General features: G+C 68.9%; 11 protein-coding genes and 2 pseudogenes. 7 read left to right on the top strand and 6 right to left on the bottom strand.

Features of this window, described 5'->3' with window-relative positions:
• Positions 1–70 precede the first annotated feature (70 nt).
• The gene (locus OG622_RS13710) at positions 71–1,204 is read left to right on the top strand and encodes a PucR family transcriptional regulator (RefSeq protein ID WP_371584090.1); all 1,134 of its coding nucleotides are present in this window, start codon (positions 71–73) and stop codon (positions 1,202–1,204) included.
• A gap of 311 nt (positions 1,205–1,515) precedes the next feature.
• Here the strand turns inward: OG622_RS13710 and OG622_RS13705 are convergent, their stop codons facing one another.
• Entirely contained in the window at positions 1,516–2,118 is a 603-nt protein-coding gene (locus tag OG622_RS13705; RefSeq protein ID WP_371576166.1) for a TIGR04141 family sporadically distributed protein, read from the bottom strand.
• Positions 2,036–3,223, bottom strand: coding sequence for a TIGR04141 family sporadically distributed protein (locus OG622_RS13700; RefSeq protein WP_371576164.1), 1,188 nt, complete (start codon positions 3,221–3,223; stop codon positions 2,036–2,038). The genes OG622_RS13705 and OG622_RS13700 overlap by 83 nt, the downstream gene beginning before the upstream one ends.
• A 154-nt stretch (positions 3,224–3,377) precedes the next feature.
• Between OG622_RS13700 and OG622_RS13695 the strand changes: the two genes are divergently transcribed.
• On the top strand, positions 3,378–5,033 hold the full coding sequence (locus OG622_RS13695) for an N-6 DNA methylase (protein WP_371576163.1): 1,656 nt from the start codon (positions 3,378–3,380) through the stop codon (positions 5,031–5,033).
• A 20-nt stretch (positions 5,034–5,053) separates the two neighbouring features.
• On the opposite strand, the gene OG622_RS13690 is transcribed toward OG622_RS13695, so the two are convergent.
• Genes OG622_RS13690 through OG622_RS13680 form a run of 3 tightly spaced genes read right to left on the bottom strand, consistent with a single transcriptional unit; the run spans position 5,054 to position 9,719 of the window.
• Positions 5,054–7,189, bottom strand: a complete 2,136-nt coding sequence (locus tag OG622_RS13690; protein WP_371576162.1) for a UvrD-helicase domain-containing protein — start codon at positions 7,187–7,189, stop codon at positions 5,054–5,056.
• Positions 7,189–8,457, bottom strand: coding sequence for an McrC family protein (locus OG622_RS13685; RefSeq protein ID WP_371576160.1), 1,269 nt, complete (start codon positions 8,455–8,457; stop codon positions 7,189–7,191). Before OG622_RS13685 ends, OG622_RS13690 begins: the two co-directional genes overlap by 1 nt.
• Positions 8,454–9,719 (bottom strand): AAA family ATPase, encoded by a 1,266-nt coding sequence (locus tag OG622_RS13680; RefSeq protein WP_371576159.1) that lies wholly within the window; start codon positions 9,717–9,719, stop codon positions 8,454–8,456. Before OG622_RS13680 ends, OG622_RS13685 begins: the two co-directional genes overlap by 4 nt.
• 755 nt (positions 9,720–10,474) lie before the next feature.
• On the opposite strand from OG622_RS13680, the gene OG622_RS13675 reads away from it, so the two are divergent.
• The 3 genes from OG622_RS13675 (at position 10,475) to OG622_RS13665 (ending at position 14,255) form a co-directional block, all read left to right on the top strand.
• Positions 10,475–10,825 carry a hypothetical protein gene (locus OG622_RS13675; RefSeq protein WP_371576157.1) on the top strand — a complete coding sequence of 117 codons (351 nt, stop codon included), beginning with the start codon at positions 10,475–10,477 and terminating at the stop codon, positions 10,823–10,825.
• A 45-nt stretch (positions 10,826–10,870) separates the two neighbouring features.
• Complete coding sequence (locus OG622_RS13670) at positions 10,871–12,181, top strand: hypothetical protein (protein WP_371576156.1); 1,311 nt, start codon at positions 10,871–10,873, stop codon at positions 12,179–12,181.
• A gap of 526 nt (positions 12,182–12,707) precedes the next feature.
• Positions 12,708–14,255, top strand: a complete 1,548-nt coding sequence (locus OG622_RS13665; protein WP_371576154.1) for a hypothetical protein — start codon at positions 12,708–12,710, stop codon at positions 14,253–14,255.
• Positions 14,256–14,329: 74 nt separating this feature from the next.
• On the opposite strand, the pseudogene OG622_RS13660 reads toward OG622_RS13665, so the two are convergent.
• Positions 14,330–14,438, bottom strand: a pseudogene (locus OG622_RS13660) (transferase); the annotation flags it as partial.
• 51 nt (positions 14,439–14,489) lie between these two features.
• Between OG622_RS13660 and OG622_RS13655 the strand changes: the two are divergent.
• Both OG622_RS13655 and OG622_RS13650 read left to right on the top strand, forming a co-directional pair.
• The gene (locus OG622_RS13655; RefSeq protein WP_371576153.1) at positions 14,490–14,852 is read left to right on the top strand and encodes a hypothetical protein; all 363 of its coding nucleotides are present in this window, start codon (positions 14,490–14,492) and stop codon (positions 14,850–14,852) included.
• Positions 14,849–15,504: pseudogene (locus OG622_RS13650) on the top strand (nucleotidyl transferase AbiEii/AbiGii toxin family protein). The gene OG622_RS13655 and the pseudogene OG622_RS13650 overlap by 4 nt, the downstream one beginning before the upstream one ends.
• Positions 15,505–15,507 lie beyond the last annotated feature (3 nt).

The following is a 15,507-nucleotide window of genomic DNA, read 5'->3' as shown; positions in this document are numbered from 1 at the left end:
TGGGGAGAGCGGGGGCGTCCGGGGCACGGCCGGTCCTGGCGTGGTCGGCCGGGCCGCGGCCGTTCTGAGCGTGGATGCCGGGGCTGCGGTCGGTCGGGCCGGGGCTGGGGCCGGGGTCGGGCGCGGTCCGGCCGACCACAGCCCGAGCGAGGACTTCCTCGACGGCTTCGAGCAGGTCCTCGCGGACGCCGCGCCCACCGGCCGTCGTCTGACGCGGGACGAGATCGAGTCGCGGCGTGCGCTCGGCGCGCGGGCGGCGGAGGCGGGGCACGGCTGGCGCTCACTGGTCAGGGCACATCTCGTGGCCGGCCGGGACAACTGGCCGCGGGCCGCCGACCCGGACAGCGTCCTCGCCGTCATCGAACAGGCCGTGGACGCCTTCGCCGACGGCTACGAGCGCGCCCAGCGGCTCGTGGTCCGCAAGGAGGAGGCCGCCCGCCGGGAGTTCATCGACGACCTCCTCCACGGCCGTGGCGACCAGGGCCAACTCGCCGCCCGCTCCGAGCGGTTCGGGCTGCGCCTGTCCCGCGCGCACGCGGTCGCCGTCGCCGAGGGGCCGGAGAAGTACGACGAGACCGACCCCGTACCCCGGCAGGTGGCGGGCGAACTGTTCGCCCGCTTCGAGAACCGCCGCATCCTGTTCACCACCAAGGACGGCCGGATGGTGTGCATCGCCCCCGGCGACCAGGACGACGTCCTCACCCACTTCGCCAAACGCTCCTACGCCGCCACCGGCCGGGCCCAGGTCGCCATCGGCCGCTCCCGGCCCGGCACGGTCGGCATCGGCCACAGCTACGAGGAGGCCCTGAACGCCCTGGACGTGGCCCAGCGCATGGGCCTCGACGAGCCGCTGCTGCGCGCCGCCGACCTGCTGGTCTTTCCCGTACTGGCCCGGGACCGGCAGGCCCTCGTCGACCTGGTGAGCAGCACGCTCGGCCCACTGGGACAGTCGCGCGGCGGGGCACAGCCCCTGCTCGACACCCTCACCGCGTACTTCGACACGGGTTGCGTGGCCGCCTCGACCGCCCGGCGGCTCTCCCTCAGCGTGCGCGCCCTCACCTACCGGCTGGCCCGAGTCCACACCCTCACCGGCGCCGACCCGACCGACCCCGCCGACCGCTACACCCTCCAGACCGCGGTCATCGGCGCCCGTCTCCTCGACTGGCCGACAAGACCCCTGAGTCCCACCGAGACGTCTCCCTAGCCGCTCGCGGTCAGCCGACGATCCGCCACTCTCGCGGCCTCAGATGTCCCGCAAGAGACCAGGCGGCCCCGTGACCTGGCACGCTGGGTTGCTGTGCCTCGCTGACCCGAGCAGATGGCCTTTCGGCTGTCTCAGGCCCATGCCCGTTGATTCAGCCGGAAGTCCCAGCAATGTCCCAGGCGGGGAACTCGCCTCTGACGGCCGATCTCTGTGCCGTGCAAGGTGGGGGCGCGGGTCTATTCGAGGATTCGCGACAGTTGGTCACGATGTGAACGGTCGACTCTGGAGTGCGGAGGAGTGGTTTGCGGGACTCAGCCAGGGACCGCCGCATGCATTCCCGCGTCGCACGAGGATGGAGAAAGTGAGTCAGCGCCGACTTGCGGGATGCCGACGACCTCGACAGTCACTCCTCGTGTTGCCAGGGCCTTCGAGGTCTGGGCGATGGTGATCTGGGAGAACCCGAAGACGGAATCCGGGGTCAGGCTCTCGCGCTTCTTGAGGAGCATCGCAAGGACGATCCGCTTGGGCGTGTAGTCAGTCGGAAGCAGGCGCGCGCCGCCACTCAGCCTGGCCACCTTCGCGGTGAAGTCCGCGCGGACCTGGGCGGACTCCTGGAGCAGTTCCACCGCCACCCTGGCCTGGCTGAACAGGTGACTCAGCGGACCGGAACCGCCTGCGCGCTTGACGAGGATCAGCGTGCCGTCAGGCATGAGTAGATCGCAGATCTCGACCTGGTCCCTGGGCCGGAGAGGATTGGCGACGTTCTTGGTGTCGAGGCAGAGCCAGTTGGGCCGGTCGTCAGCCACCCTGTTGTTGTAGGTGTTCTCCGACTCACCGTCCGCCCAGGAGGGAAGGGCGACGGAGGGTGAAGGTGAGAACAGCGCCCCGTACGGCGGCCCGGCACTCTTCGACATAGGCGGCCCCTGCCTCGTACCACTCGCCGTCCATCAGGAAGAACCGTCTGGGGCCGAGCGAGACGCCGGTCTCCAGCCACGTCAGCGCGCTGGTGACGGCGAGAGTGTCGGCGGCCCCCGCCCGACGATCCCTGGCAAGGGTCACGGTTCCCTCGCGCAGCGCCTTGAGGCGTTGCCCAGGCTGTGCGAGGCGGGCCCGAGTGAGTACGTATCCGAGGTCGAAGTCGTCGGAGCGCAGGGCACCGTTGCTGCTGTTGATCTGCGTCATGTACGTGGTGGCCTCCGCGTACGCCATGTGATGTTCGGAGGGGACACAGACGGAGATACTTCCGTCGGCGGGTCGGCCGAGACGGTCGTCCAGGGCCTCGTCGAGCGCGTCGAGGGTCGTCGGAGCGCTGACCGGGACGATGTGGTCGACGAACTCCAGCTCCTGGTTCGGGATGTCCTCGCGGCAGATTCTGGTGATGGTCCGCAGGTCGGAGAGCAAGGCCTCGGGCTCGACTCCGAGGGCGATCCGCAGTCCGCACCCGCCCTGGGCACTCACGGCCTTTCCGCGCGAGTAGCGCGACCGGGTGAGCGGCAGGTCGTCGAGGTATCCGCCCAGGCTGCGCACGATGCGCGAGTGGTCACGGATGCCCAGCAGCGGGACCGGGGCGCCGCCCGGAACCAAGGAGATGTCGGTGCGTGCCTGCCCGAGAGACCTCGATACGGCTCCGCGGATCAGGCTCGGGTCCATCTGTCGGATGGCGAACGAGAGACCGAAGCGCTTGTCCTTGAGATGGTCGGGGATCAGCCGGTACCCCTGGTCGCAGCCGATGGCGTACACCGTGTCGTCGACGGCGAGCAGAAGCACGGCAGCGGTGCGCCGGACACTCTCGCTGACCGTGATGCCGGTGCTGCGCGACATGGGTTCGCACCAAGGGGCCTCGGTGTGCTCCATCCCGCAGGTGATGTACACGGCCGGGACCCCGAGCGCCTCCGGTAAATGCGGATCGGCGCCGAGTCTGTCCAGTAGTTCGAGGTCAAGGGCGTACAGCATGGCTTCCGTGGTGGGGGCGACGCCGGACAGCCGGTAAACGGTGCGTACTGCGGTGTTCGATGCCAAGGGGTGCCTCCGTGGACAACTGCGGCTGGGACACGCTCTGCGGCGTGCTGGTTCAGGGGCGAACCAAGTACACGGCGAGAGTGACATCAGCATGTGTACATTGTCAACGCATTGCACTCTGGAAAGGAGGTGTCGGTCCGTGTACGCTGAGGCTATGACGGACAATGCCGCTTCATCGGTCGGCCCACTGGTCACCGGCGCCGAGATCGCCCGGCTGGCCGGAGTGACTCGGGCCGCTGTCTCCAACTGGCGTCGGCGCTACGACGACTTCCCCGCGCCGGCGGGAGGTGGCGCGAACAGTCCGCTCTACGCACTCGCGGAGGTCCAGGAATGGCTGGACAGGCAACGCAAAGGCCAGGAGGTGTCACCCGAGGTCGAGTTGTGGCAGGCCATGAGGGCCGCCTACGGGGAGCAGATGGTCGCGGGCCTGGCGCAGGTCGCCGCGGCGCTGGCCGACCGAACCGGACCGGAGCTGCCGGACGACGTCGCCGCCCGGGTACGCGAGCTCGCCCGAACCGGATCGCCCGTCGACCTCGTGAACGGACTGACCGAACGGTTCATGGACTCCGCTCGGCGCGCAGGGTCCGACCAGGTGACTTCCGAGCGTGTGGTGCGTGCCGTGTGCCACTTCGCTCCCGAGCTGCCGTCCGATGCCACGGTCTTCGATCCAGCCTGTGGAATCGGGGTGCTGCTCCTGTCCGTCGCTTCCGAAGCCGGGATTCTCTGCCGCGGCCAGGAGCTGGATACCGACAGCGCCCGCTTCGCGCAGCTCCGCGCCGATCTTCTGGGCCGATCGGGCGTGCGCATCGTGGCTGGTGATTCCCTGCGCGCGGATGAATGGCAGGACCTCAGGGCAGATTTGGTCGTCTGCGACCCTCCGGCCGGCGTGACCGAGTGGGGGCGGGAGGAACTGCTGCTCGACTCCCGCTGGGACCTCGGCACCCCGTCCAAGGCCGAAGGTGAGCTCGCGTGGCTCCAGCACGCCTACGCCCACACCGTGGCCGGCGGCCAGGTCCTCATGGTCATGCCGGCTTCGGTCGCCTACCGCAAGGCAGGTCGCCGCATCCGATCGGAACTCGTACGCCGGGGCATCGTGCGCCAAGTGGTCGCCCTGCCACCAGGTACGGCGACCTCGCACGCCCTTCCTGTCCATCTGTGGTGTCTGCAGCGTCCCGAGAGTCCGGGAGGGGCGGACACGCAGCACACCGTGCGCATGGTCGACCTGACGGACAACAGCCCCGACGGGGACCTGGAACCACGCCCCGACCAGGTTGCCGACGTACCACTGATCGAACTCCTCGACGACACCGTCGACCTGACACCCGGGAGCCATCTCCGTTCCCGGCATCGCGACTACCCTGGTGAGTACGCCGCTTTGCGCAAGGAACTGGAGGACCAGATCCGTCGACTCGCCACCCTTCTGCCCGAGCTGGCGACGGGCGGCGGGCCGGGGTCACTGGACGGTGCCACCACCAGCGTCGCGGATCTCGCCCGCGCCGGGCTCGTGGCGTACGACGGTCCCGAGCCGGTCTCGGCGAGCGAGCAGCTCGACACGGACTATCTGCGGGGCTTCCTACGCAGCTCCGCCAACGTCCGCAGATCAACGAGCGCGAGCGGGACCTACCGCTTTGACGGCAGGGGCTCACGCATCCCCCGTATGGGCATCGACGAGCAGCGTCGGTACGGCTCTGCCTTCCGGGCCCTGTCCGCGTTCGAGGAGGGAATGCGCAAGGTCGACGAGCTGAGTCGGCAGCTCGCCGAGGTCGCCCGTGACGGACTCGCAACGGGCGCCCTGACGCCGGAGGGATGAGGACCGATCCGGGCTGCCGATCAGACGACGGGCGGAAGGAAGGGACTTGCGGTCCCGCTCCACGTGACACTCAGGGTTTCGCGAGCGCGCGTGCAGGCGACGAAGAGCAGACAGCGCTCACGGAGCAGGTCGGCATCGTGCTGGAGCGGGTCCGCCTCACGCGGAGTGATCTCACGGGCGAACGGGACGGTGCCCTCGGCGACACCGAGCACGGACACCGCCCGGAACTCCAGCCCCTTCATCGCGTGCATGGTCGCCAGCCGCACCCCTTCGGATCCCTGCTTGACCTGCCCTTTGCCCCGTAGTACCGGGATGCCTGCGGCCTTCAGTTTCTCCTCGGCCGTGTCCAGGGCGAGGTTGAAGCGCGCGCACACACCGATTTCCTCTGGTGCGAGGCCCTCGGCGAGCAGGGTTCGGACCCGCTCCACCAGCGCTTCGGTCTCCTCCTGCCGGGTGGTGTAGCCCCGCATCCGAGGGAGGCTGCCGTGGAGCAGGGAGCGGTAGCCGGCCAGCGAGTCCGTTCCCTCGCCCTCCAGCGCGTCGACGGTGACGGATGCGAGGAGCCGGGCCGACCAGGCGAGGATCTCCTCCGTGGAGCGGTAGTTGACGCGCAACCGGAAGCTGCGGCCGACCGTGGCGATGCCCAACGAGCCCAGCGACACCCGGGAGTCGTAGATCCGCTGATGCGGGTCGCCGGTGACGAACAGGTCGTCGGGGCCGGGGGAGACGGCGGCGCGCAGCACCCGCCACTGCGCGGGATGCAGGTCCTGTGCCTCGTCGACGACGACATGGGCGTACGGAGCCTGCGCGTCGGCCAGGAGCTCAGCCGCGCGGGCGCAGATGAGCAGGTGTGTGGTCTCGCCGCGGTCGCGCAGCAACTGTTCGAACCGCTCCACGCCGCTCCACACCTCCCGCCGGCGCGCGGGACCGAGACCGGTGCCACGGCCGCGGCGGCTCGCGCCGAGGTAGGCGTCGAGATCGCGGAGGTTCTGGCCGAGAACGACGTGCCGGTACTCCTGGGCCAGGAACTGGGCGGTGAACGGCAGATCGAGTTGCCTGACCGCCTTCTCCCACAACTGCCGCTGTTCCCGGTCCCCGATCGGTTTGGGCACGGCCGCCGAGTGCGCGCGCACGACGCCGTTCGCGCAGGCGTCGACCGTCGTCACATCGACCCGCGCCAGCAGCTTCTCGTCCTCGTCGAGGAGCAGGCCGAGCATCTCGCGCAGTCCGGCGGCGAGCGCGTTCGTGTACGTGGTGAGCAGGATGCGGCCGTCCTCGGAGCGGCCGAGCAGATGCTTGACCCGGTGGAGGGCAGCCACGGTCTTGCCCGTGCCGGGTCCCCCGGTGACCTGGACGGGACCGCCGTACGAGGTGCGGTAGGCGACGCGCCGCTGGGAGGGGTGGAGGAAGACGAGCCAGGCCGCGAACGGTTTCGCCAGCATCTCCTCCAACTCCCGTGGCCCGGTGACCAGTCGGATGCGGGCGGACGTGTTGGTGATCACCGTGGCCAGGTCCTCGACCGGTTCGGCGGGCGCGTCGGCGGGGCGACGTACCGCCACGACATCCCGGTAGACCTCTTCCGGGCTGAAGCCCTCGGCGAGGTACTGGAGCACCTCCAGCTGGTCCTCCGGCAGCAGAGTGGAGAAAGCCTCCAGTTGAGCCTTGTCCACCAGTGAACGCGCGGCGCGCCGTACCTGGTCGTCGATGCCGAGTTCGTGCAGTGTGCCGTCGGAGACGTCCGCGAACAGCAGCCGGGGAGCCGTGCGTGCGGCCGTCTCGTACAGCGGTGTCAGCTCGTCCAGGGCGACGGCGTTGCGTACCTCCAGGGCCCGTGTCGCGGAGTTCGCGCTGTACAGACGCTTCGCCGCCCAGGTATAGGCATCGTCGTGCGGCATGACATTGACGAGGAGGAACATGTCGCTGCCGTCGTCCGGGGCGAGCACGACCCCGCGCCAGAAGTCGGTGATGCGAATGGTGCGCATCCGCGGGTCGCGGCCGTTCTGGACGGACTCCAGGTGCAGTCCCTTGTCCGCGTTGAGTTCGGCGGCGCTCATGGCCTGGAATTTCGCCATGGCCTTGCGCACTCCGGCTCGGACCGGCTTCTCCAAGGTGTCGTAGCCGTCCCAGAAGCTCTGGGCGAAGGCGAGCCGGGGCATCAGGTCCCTTCCTTTCTTCCGGTCGCCAGTTGTCCGGCGATCTCCCGGAAAGCTGTGAGGAGTTGTTCCGGTTCGCGAGAGAGATCGAGGCTGTGCTGGTGAATCCGCACTCCCCGTCCGTCCGGCCCCGCCGCGGTTCCCCGCACCTCGTGGAAGCGCACGGGCTGTCGTCCGGCCGCGTACACCAGGTGCGCCTCGCGCAGACCGAGCACGGTGGCGTACGCCAGCGCCTGGTACAGGTCGGCGTTGAGGAGTCCGTCGGCCTTCTCGACCTTGTACTTGGCATCGACGACGGCGAGCGGAGTACGGCCGTCACCGGTGCGGACTACCAGGTCGGGACGCATGCCCACGAGACCCGCGATGTCGAGGTGATGGGGGTCCTGGAGGCGCGCGGTCAGGCCGTGCTCCCTGAGCGCCTCGCGCAGGGCGACGGTCACGAAGTCCTCGAAAAGCTTGTTCATGTCGAGCAGGAAGCCGTCCATGGCGAGCGGCTCGGCCCCGGCCGGCCGGTGCTCCGGCGAGGTTCCGCGCAGGACGGCTTCGGCGAGCCGCAGCGCGGGCTGGTAGCGGGAGTTGAGGCGTGACGGCTGCCAACGCGGCAGTTCCTGCCCTCGTATCAGCGGCAGCGCGTCGGCCAGACGTACGCGCTGATGGGCGAGGCGCCGCCGGACGGGACCGGGAACGTCCGGCAGCCGCAGCAACCGCTCGGCGGCGGCGCGCAGGATGCGGTTCTCGGCGGTGTCGGCGGTGTACGCGTCGTAGGCGATCTCCACGGGCGGCGTACGGCCGAAGTGTCGCCGGATCTGCTCGGCCTCGCGCAGTCTGCCGCGCACGACCAGCGCGGATTCCTCCACTTTCCGGTAGCCCTGGAGGACCCCCCGCCGCAGTGCCCCGTCCATCTGCCGCTCCACGGCGTGGGCGAGTGCGGGGACGACGTCGGCGTACGCGCCGGTGTCGATGGTGCCTTCCCGGCTGTCACGCCAGGCGCGGGCCGGGTCGAGGCTGAACCCGAGGAGGAAGAACAGCCGGCTCACCGGGGTCTTGGGCATGATCCGTACGACCGGACCTTCAGGCATGCGCACGGCGCCGACCCGACTGCCCGCCCGCAGCAGCCAGTGCCCGTTCCGGCGTGGATCGGGGGTCGCGCTCTGGAGGATGCCGGAGGCGGCGAGGGCCTGTCCGGCTTCGGCGCCCAGGGGGACTGAGACGGCGGGCCCGTACTCGCGCAGCGACACCTCGGTCGCGGGCACGGTCGCGAACCCGGTCACGGGTGCTGCTCGCGCAGCGAGTCGAGGCCGTAGCGTGCGGTGACGTCGAGGCCCTCGCCGTAGTGGTGTTCCTCCAGCAGCGGCAGGATCTTCGTGCGCCAGGTCCGTTCGAGGCCGCCGTCGCGGTACACGCCCGGCTTCATCAGGTACGACGGCCCGATGGCGAAGTCGGCGTCGTCGATACGGGTGTTGAGAGCGTCGAGAAGGCGGGCGGGCTCCACGTCCCGGCCCTCACGCTTCAGCCAGCGCGCGAGCAGGCCGGCGGTCGGTTCGGTGCGCGGGGACAGCTCCACGAACGCGAAGCGGCGCCGCATCGCCGCGTCGACGAGGGCGATCGACCGGTCGGCGGTGTTCATCGTGCCGATCACGAAGAGGTTGGGCGGTAGCGCGAAGTCGTCTCCGGAGTAGGTGAGACGTACCGACCGCGTCCGGTACTCCAGAAGGAAGTACAGCTCGCCGAAGACCTTCGCCAGATTGGCACGGTTGATCTCGTCGATGATCAGGAAGTGCGGGATGTGCCGGTTGCCCTCTCGGAGGGCGAGATCGGCGAGCTCCCTGAGCGGGCCCGCCGTCAGCCGGAAGGCCACCTCCCTGGTCTCGGGGTCCTCCACGGGCCGGAACCCCTCGAAGAAGTCCTCGTAGGCGTACGAGGGATGGAACTGCACGATCTTGACCTGCTCCGGACCACCACCGAAGTACTCGGCGAGTTTCATCGCCAGATAGGTCTTACCGGTGCCCGGTGGGCCGTAGAGCACCAACTGCCGCTCATCGATGAGGAGTTCGCGCATCTCCTCCAACCAGGCCTGATCGTGGACGAGGAGGTCGGCGGCGAGTTCCTCGGTGATGTGCGGCAGCGACAGCTCGCGTTGCCCCGGTCGTTCCACGGCGGGGTGCTCGCCGGTGTCGCCGGTCGCAGCCGGGGTCGTGGGGTCCGTCTGCCCTGTGAGCCCGTCGAGCGCGTCCAGTACACCGGTCAGATCGACGACGTCGTGCTGGACGGACAGCTTCTGCTGGACCTCCTCCGGCAACTCCTCGTACGCATGGCTCTGCGGCATCCAGGCGACGGTCCTCCGCAGATTGGACAACCCGCCCGGCGACGAGGTCTGTACGGCATCCCCGGTGATCCGCCCGATGTGCAGCGATCCGTCGCCGATGGTGGCGACGGTGTCGCCGATGCGCATCTGCGTCAGGAAGGCGTGCAGTTCGTCGACGAGGCCCCGCTTCTGGTTGTACGAGGCAGCCCCCTCGTACCCGTCCTCCACGAAGCGGCGCAGCGCGCTCTTGGTCGGGTCTGTCTCCTCCAGGGGCGGCAGATGCGCGGCCGAGAGAGACGAAACCCTCCGTCAGCCACAGCTGCCGCACCAGGTTGTGCCCGGAGACATTGGAGCCGCGCGCCAGCCACGCCTTGCGCGGGGCACGCCAGCCGGTGGACAGATAGTCGGCGAGCGGGTGGCCCTCCGCGGCGCGCCAGGACTCGGGACCGGAGGCGTCGTAGCCGTACACGAGCGCGGCGGCGGCCGAGGAGGAGTTGCACGCGATGTCCCGAATCGCCAACCAACGGCGCTCCGCCTGCGGCAAGCTGGGATCGGCGGGAGCGTCGACGAGGCCGCCGCTCGCGCGCAGCTCCGCGCGGTTGCGGCGGGCATGGTCGCCGAGCCCGGGCCAGGCCTCGGCAGCCACCAGGGAACCCTCCCGCAGAAGGAACTTGTGGGGGCCGTTGCCGCCGAACTCGGCGAGGAGATGCCCGCGCGCCTCACCGCCCTTGGGCAGCTTGATATGGAACTCGGGTGTACCGGGGAGGAGTTCGGGCTGGGACACGGGTGACCTTCCGGGAGTCGCGAGGCCTGCGCCAATGTCCCTAGCCTACCTGTTGACGCCGTCAAGTGACTCTATAGATGTGTAAACAAATCGGGTGAACGTGTTGACGGTGTAAACGTGCCGGTTCTAGAGTGCTCGTTGTGCCCGGCCGACTCTTCGGGGGAAGTCCGGGTGCTCGAACGCTCAAGTGGGGGGCACTATGGGTGGGGAGCCGACGGCCGAGGCCGGACGGCGCACGATCGAGGCGGAGTTGCCGTCGGTCATGGAGAGGTTGAGACGTTCCGCGTCGCCCTCCTCCGGCCGCTACCGCGACCTCGCCCGCCCCGGAGTGGCTGTTGTCCACCACGTCGGCGCCAAGGGCCTCGACTTCGACACCGTGGTCATCGCCGACGCGGAGTTCGGCTCCGCCACCGACCCCACGTCTGCGACCCTGCGCATGGCGTACTACGTCATGATCACTCGTGCGCGAGAGCGGCTGGTGCTGGGTTGGCAGGGCGACCGGCTACCGCGGCATCTGGAGGGGCTGCACGGGTGGGTGCACGTGCGGTGATGGCGCGACTGGGGCTACGAGCATGTTGGAAGACAAGGGGAGACGATGACTGACGACCGGAAGACGACCGTGCCCGTGTGGACGCTGGCGACCGCTGACGTCCGGGTGCCAGGGCTGACCGCGGGTGAGTCGATGACGGCTGAGCGCCTGGTTGAACTGCGCGGAGTGCTCGCCGTCCTGGCCGACGAGCCCATTGTCACGCTTGAGGTACATCCCCTGCCCGACAAGATCGACCGGGGCCGTGGCATCCCGCTCGACGCCGCGAGCCCCTTGGCGCAGCACCTGTCCCAGTTCATCACTCAATCGGCACGAAGTTCTCTTACTGCGGCCAGAGCGACCGCTTCCGGCGAGAATCTGTATCGCATGGTGGTCCCGGCGAAGGTCGCCGCCCAGCTCGGGCAGGGGCTCGTCAGCCCGATGGCGTCGAAGGCGGTGGCCGGTGGCATTCGCGGTCCGCTCATGGACACGGCGGGCAAAATCACCGGCGGTGCGACGTTCGTGCCGGTCGGAGGAGCGGCAGCGGCGGGCACGGCCGGCGGGGCCGGTGCGACCGCCGGTGCCGTGGCCGCCGGTGGCACGGCGCTCACCGTGGCCGCTCCGCTCGTGCTCATGGCCGTGGCGGTGGGGGTGAGCGCCCATGCCGACCACAAGCGCCAGCAGGCCATCGAACACATCACGGAACTGCTGGAGCAACTTCAGCAGGACAAGCTCGACGACGAGCACAGCGCACTCAACGGCTGCCGTGCCGCCATCGACAAGGCCACGGCCATCCTGCTCGACCAGGGCAAGCTCGGTGCCTCGCTGGGACTCGACTCGGCGGTGCACACCATCGACACGGCGTTGAGCAAAGCCGACCTCCGCCTGGCCCGATGGCAGAGTGCGCTCGACAGGCTGCCCGACGGCGAGGCCGTCGAACTCGGCACGCTGACCAAGTCGTTCCCCGGTGTCGACGACCACGGCGGCACGTTCCGCACCCACCTCGAACTCGCCTCCCTGGCCATCGCGCTGATGCGGCGGGTCGTCGTCCTCCAGGCCGTCGAGCACGCCCAGAGCGACCCCGGCAACCCGTTCGAGAACTTCACCCGCGCACTCAAGCGCGATCAGCAGCGCCTCGACGAACTGGAGTCGAGCATCGCCGGTGTCCTGGTACGCCTGTCGGCACTGGAGCTGGCACGCCCGAACGGCAAGCGACCCGTCTTCACGACCGGTGAAGTCGATCGTCTCTTGAGCGCGGCCCACCGGATCCACCAACTGGGCGACGGCGTCACGGTCAACAGCCGCACGACAGACGTGGCGATCGAGATCGCCCGTGACAAGGACGGCTCGGTGGTCGTGTTCCCTGCGCTGGCCGCGTAGGCGTTGACGCGCTCGCACTCACTCGGTGAGCGGCACGGGGTAGCCCTGAGCCTCGATGGCGGTTGTGGCTCTCTCAAGCTCGCGAACTACAAAGACCAAGCCAAGCCCAGTCTGGATACCTGCGAATTCTGTTCGTCATCATCCTCAGCAGCCATTTCGCGCCTTCGGTCAGGGGATCGGAGTCAGGACGTAACGGTTGGGGAGACGTGGCGGTGCTGGTGTGCGGGGTATCCCTCCCGTTCGTCGATCAAGCAGGAGGCCAGCGTTGAGACCCACTCCCTTGGTGATGCCCAGCCGCAAGCCCGCGCCGCAGGCTCCGCGATGGGGTCGGGACGGGTTCGTCCGAGACGAGCCGCGTGCTGAGAACCCGCTGGTCTACCGGGCGGTACTGCCGATTCCCGAGAACGAGCAGGCACAGATGTTCGCCGGGGCTCGCTCGTGCTTCACCTCCTGGCTGGAGAGCAAGGGGCTGGCGACGCACCTCTCCTCGGGCGTCCATCGGCTCACGGACGCCTACACCCTCACCGTGACCGACTCCTACAACACCGACGGCCATCAAACCGCGCTGCGGCTACGTCTACGGGAGAGCAAGGAGGACAAGCAGGAGGGGACCTGGCAGACGACGCTCACGTCCGCTGTTGACCTTGAGTCGAAAGCGGCGTACGTCGGTGTCGACCTGGAGCACTATCCCAGCCCGGGCAGACGGCAGTCCACACCGGTCCCTCCTCGGCTCGTCCGTGAGATTCTCGATCACTTCACCGTGCCGGATGGGACGATTCGGCTCTCCACCACTCCTCACCTGATCGGCCCCGACTCGGTCGGCTTGCTCACGTCCGCTCTCACCGATCCCACGCGACAGCTGCCATTGGTCCTCGCGGCGGAGCCTTCCAACGATGATCCGGGTTGGGAAAAGCTGCTGACCGGGGTCGCCAGGAATCTGGTCGGAATCGCCTCGGTGTTCCGGCTGGAACGGGAGGCCGTCCCCGCCTTCCGGGAGGCGGCCGGAGACCGGCACGACGTGTTCCCCGGTCAGATACGTACGTATCTTCCGGACGTCGCCCTCGGCTCCGCCGAAGACGGTCGGCGGCACCGCCTGCTGACGTACCGGCGGCTCAGCGATCCCGAGTTCCGCAACGCGGACATCCGCATCTCCAGGCACCCGCGCCAGCACGCTGTCACCACGCCGCAGCCGGCCCTGCTCGCCGAGCCCGCGTTTCCAGGCATCGAGGAGGTCCTCAAGAATCTACGGGCGGCACGGTCCCAGACCGCTGAATCCTTGGGGAACGAGACCGTCGGATCCCTGCGCGCCCAACTGAGCACGGCGAACGAGACGATCGACAAGGCGCTGGAGGAGCTGAGCGAGGCAGCCAGTGCCCGGGACCTAGCGGAGCGCGGCAGGCGCGCGCTCGATGAGCAGCTGCGGGATGCGACCGACCGCTACGAATACGAAATCGCCGACCACGATGCCACGCAGGCGGAGCTGTCCGCCCTGCGTTACCAAGTGGCGGTTCTGCAGCAGCGGCTGGTGAAGGCTGGCCGGGCGGAGGACGCCTACACACCGCCAGCGGAAGAACCGGCGCCGATGTCCTTCGCCGAACTGAACGAATGCGTGTACGAGCGGATGAAGCATCTTGTTCTGACCTACGACAAGAGCAAGGCGGAGGACCTCGACGACGACATGAAAAGCTCGACCTGGGCGTCGAAAGTGTGGGACGCGCTGCTGGCGCTGGATTCCTACGGGGCGAGCAGCGCCAGCGAGCAGGGATTCGACGGGACCTTTCGGGATTTCTGCGAGGCTTCCCCACAGGGCATGCGTACCTACCCGCTGACGCGTGTGGCCATGGTGGAGTCCGACTCCGTGCGCAACGACAAGAAGTTCCGGCAGCAGCGAATGCTCCCTGTGCCGGTGGAAGTCGACGCCTCGGGCAAGGTGTTCATGGAAGCCCACATCAAGATTGACAACAAGGGAAGGATCGCGCCTCGCGTCCACTTCTACGACGACACAGCGGGCGCCACGGGCAAGGTGATAATCGGCTACGTGGGGCCGCATTTGTCCAACACTCGTACGAACTGAGCACCTTGCCGAGCCTTAGCCCGTTTGCCGAGTCGGCGGCAGGCGCTCCTTGGTCGTGGAGCGCAGCGCGCCGCTGCCCTGACACCGGCCGCTCGACGGGCCAGCTCCCCGTCACGCTCCCACGGTCACCAGGCGGGCACCGGCGCCGAGGCCACTGTGCAGCCAAGCAGTGCCCACTCCCGAGCGGCCCGGCGAAGCTTCCCGGTCAAAGCACCTAGGAGCGATACTGGATGCATGGATGCGACGACCACCGCCCCCCGCGCCCAGGTGCTGCGGGACCGCTACCGCAGTCGGCTGCCCGAGCGCCTGCAGGAGCTGGCCGGCCCCGTCGAGGGCCCCGTTGACCTGCCGCTTCACATCGCCTGGTCAGGGCGGACGAGCTACAGCCTGGACCGCCCGAAGTCCCGCATGACGCTCTACCGGACCGTCCTCGCCGAGGGCCTGCGCGAGGACCTGGCGGCTTTCCTGCACCAGAGGCTGCTCACCGATCAGTGGCCCGTGCTGCGTCGCTTGGTCAACCCCTACATCCGCGAGGTCTGGGAAGATGCCTTCCCGGAGCTCCCCCGCACCGCTCCGGCTGACGCGACCGCCGCGTGAAGCTCACGCCGCTCCACGAGCGTCTCCTCTCCGACATCCTCGACCTCGGCTCCCCCTACCCTCTGGTCCTCACCGGTGGATACGCCGTGCAGGCCCACGGCCTGGTCGAACGCTTCAGCCGCGATCTCGACGTCGCCACCGAGAACCCCGCCCCGATGGACGAGATCGTCGCCTCCTCACAGCAGGTCTCGTAGCGCGCGGATGGCGGACTACGCATGTCCAGACCGACCCGCTCAGTGGACGGTTCCTCGTCACCGACCCGGACACTGGCGAGGAGTGCGAGGTCGACATCCTCAAAGAGGCGTTCTGGGCCCCACCCGCCCAGACCCCCTACGGTCCCGTCCTCTCCCTCGACGACGTGATCGGTACCAAAGTCAGGGCCCTCGCCGACCGCGGTACCGTCCGCGACCCTATCGACGTCCAGGCGGCCTCCCGCCACCGGTCCACTGCCGACCTTGAATCTCTCGGCCGCCGCCGTGACCACGAGTTCAGCCTTGAGGACCTCTATGACCGGCTCACCGGTGCGGACTGGTACGAGGACGAGGACTACGCCGCATACGGGCTCACCGCCCAGCAGATCGAAGAACTCAAGATGTGGGCGCTGGAGTGGGCGGAGGACCTGGGGGCGCGGATCCACGACGACCACGCCTGACAG

Origin of the sequence: Streptomyces sp. NBC_01314 (assembly GCF_041435215.1) — a bacterium.
Taxonomy (GTDB): Bacteria; Actinomycetota; Actinomycetes; order Streptomycetales; family Streptomycetaceae; genus Streptomyces.
This window is presented reverse-complemented; position numbering and strand designations above follow the sequence as displayed.

Excerpts from the sequence above, each read along its gene's own strand:
- OG622_RS13705 (WP_371576166.1), bottom strand. The coding sequence starts at position 2,118 with ATGTCGAAGAGTGCCGGGCCGCCGTACGGGGCGCTGTTCTCACCTTCA.
- OG622_RS13695 (WP_371576163.1), top strand. The coding sequence starts at position 3,378 with ATGACGGACAATGCCGCTTCATCGGTCGGCCCACTGGTCACCGGCGCC.
- OG622_RS13690 (WP_371576162.1), bottom strand. The coding sequence starts at position 7,189 with ATGCCCCGGCTCGCCTTCGCCCAGAGCTTCTGGGACGGCTACGACACC.
- OG622_RS13675 (WP_371576157.1), top strand. The coding sequence starts at position 10,475 with ATGGGTGGGGAGCCGACGGCCGAGGCCGGACGGCGCACGATCGAGGCG.
- OG622_RS13670 (WP_371576156.1), top strand. The coding sequence starts at position 10,871 with ATGACTGACGACCGGAAGACGACCGTGCCCGTGTGGACGCTGGCGACC.
- OG622_RS13655 (WP_371576153.1), top strand. The coding sequence starts at position 14,490 with ATGGATGCGACGACCACCGCCCCCCGCGCCCAGGTGCTGCGGGACCGC.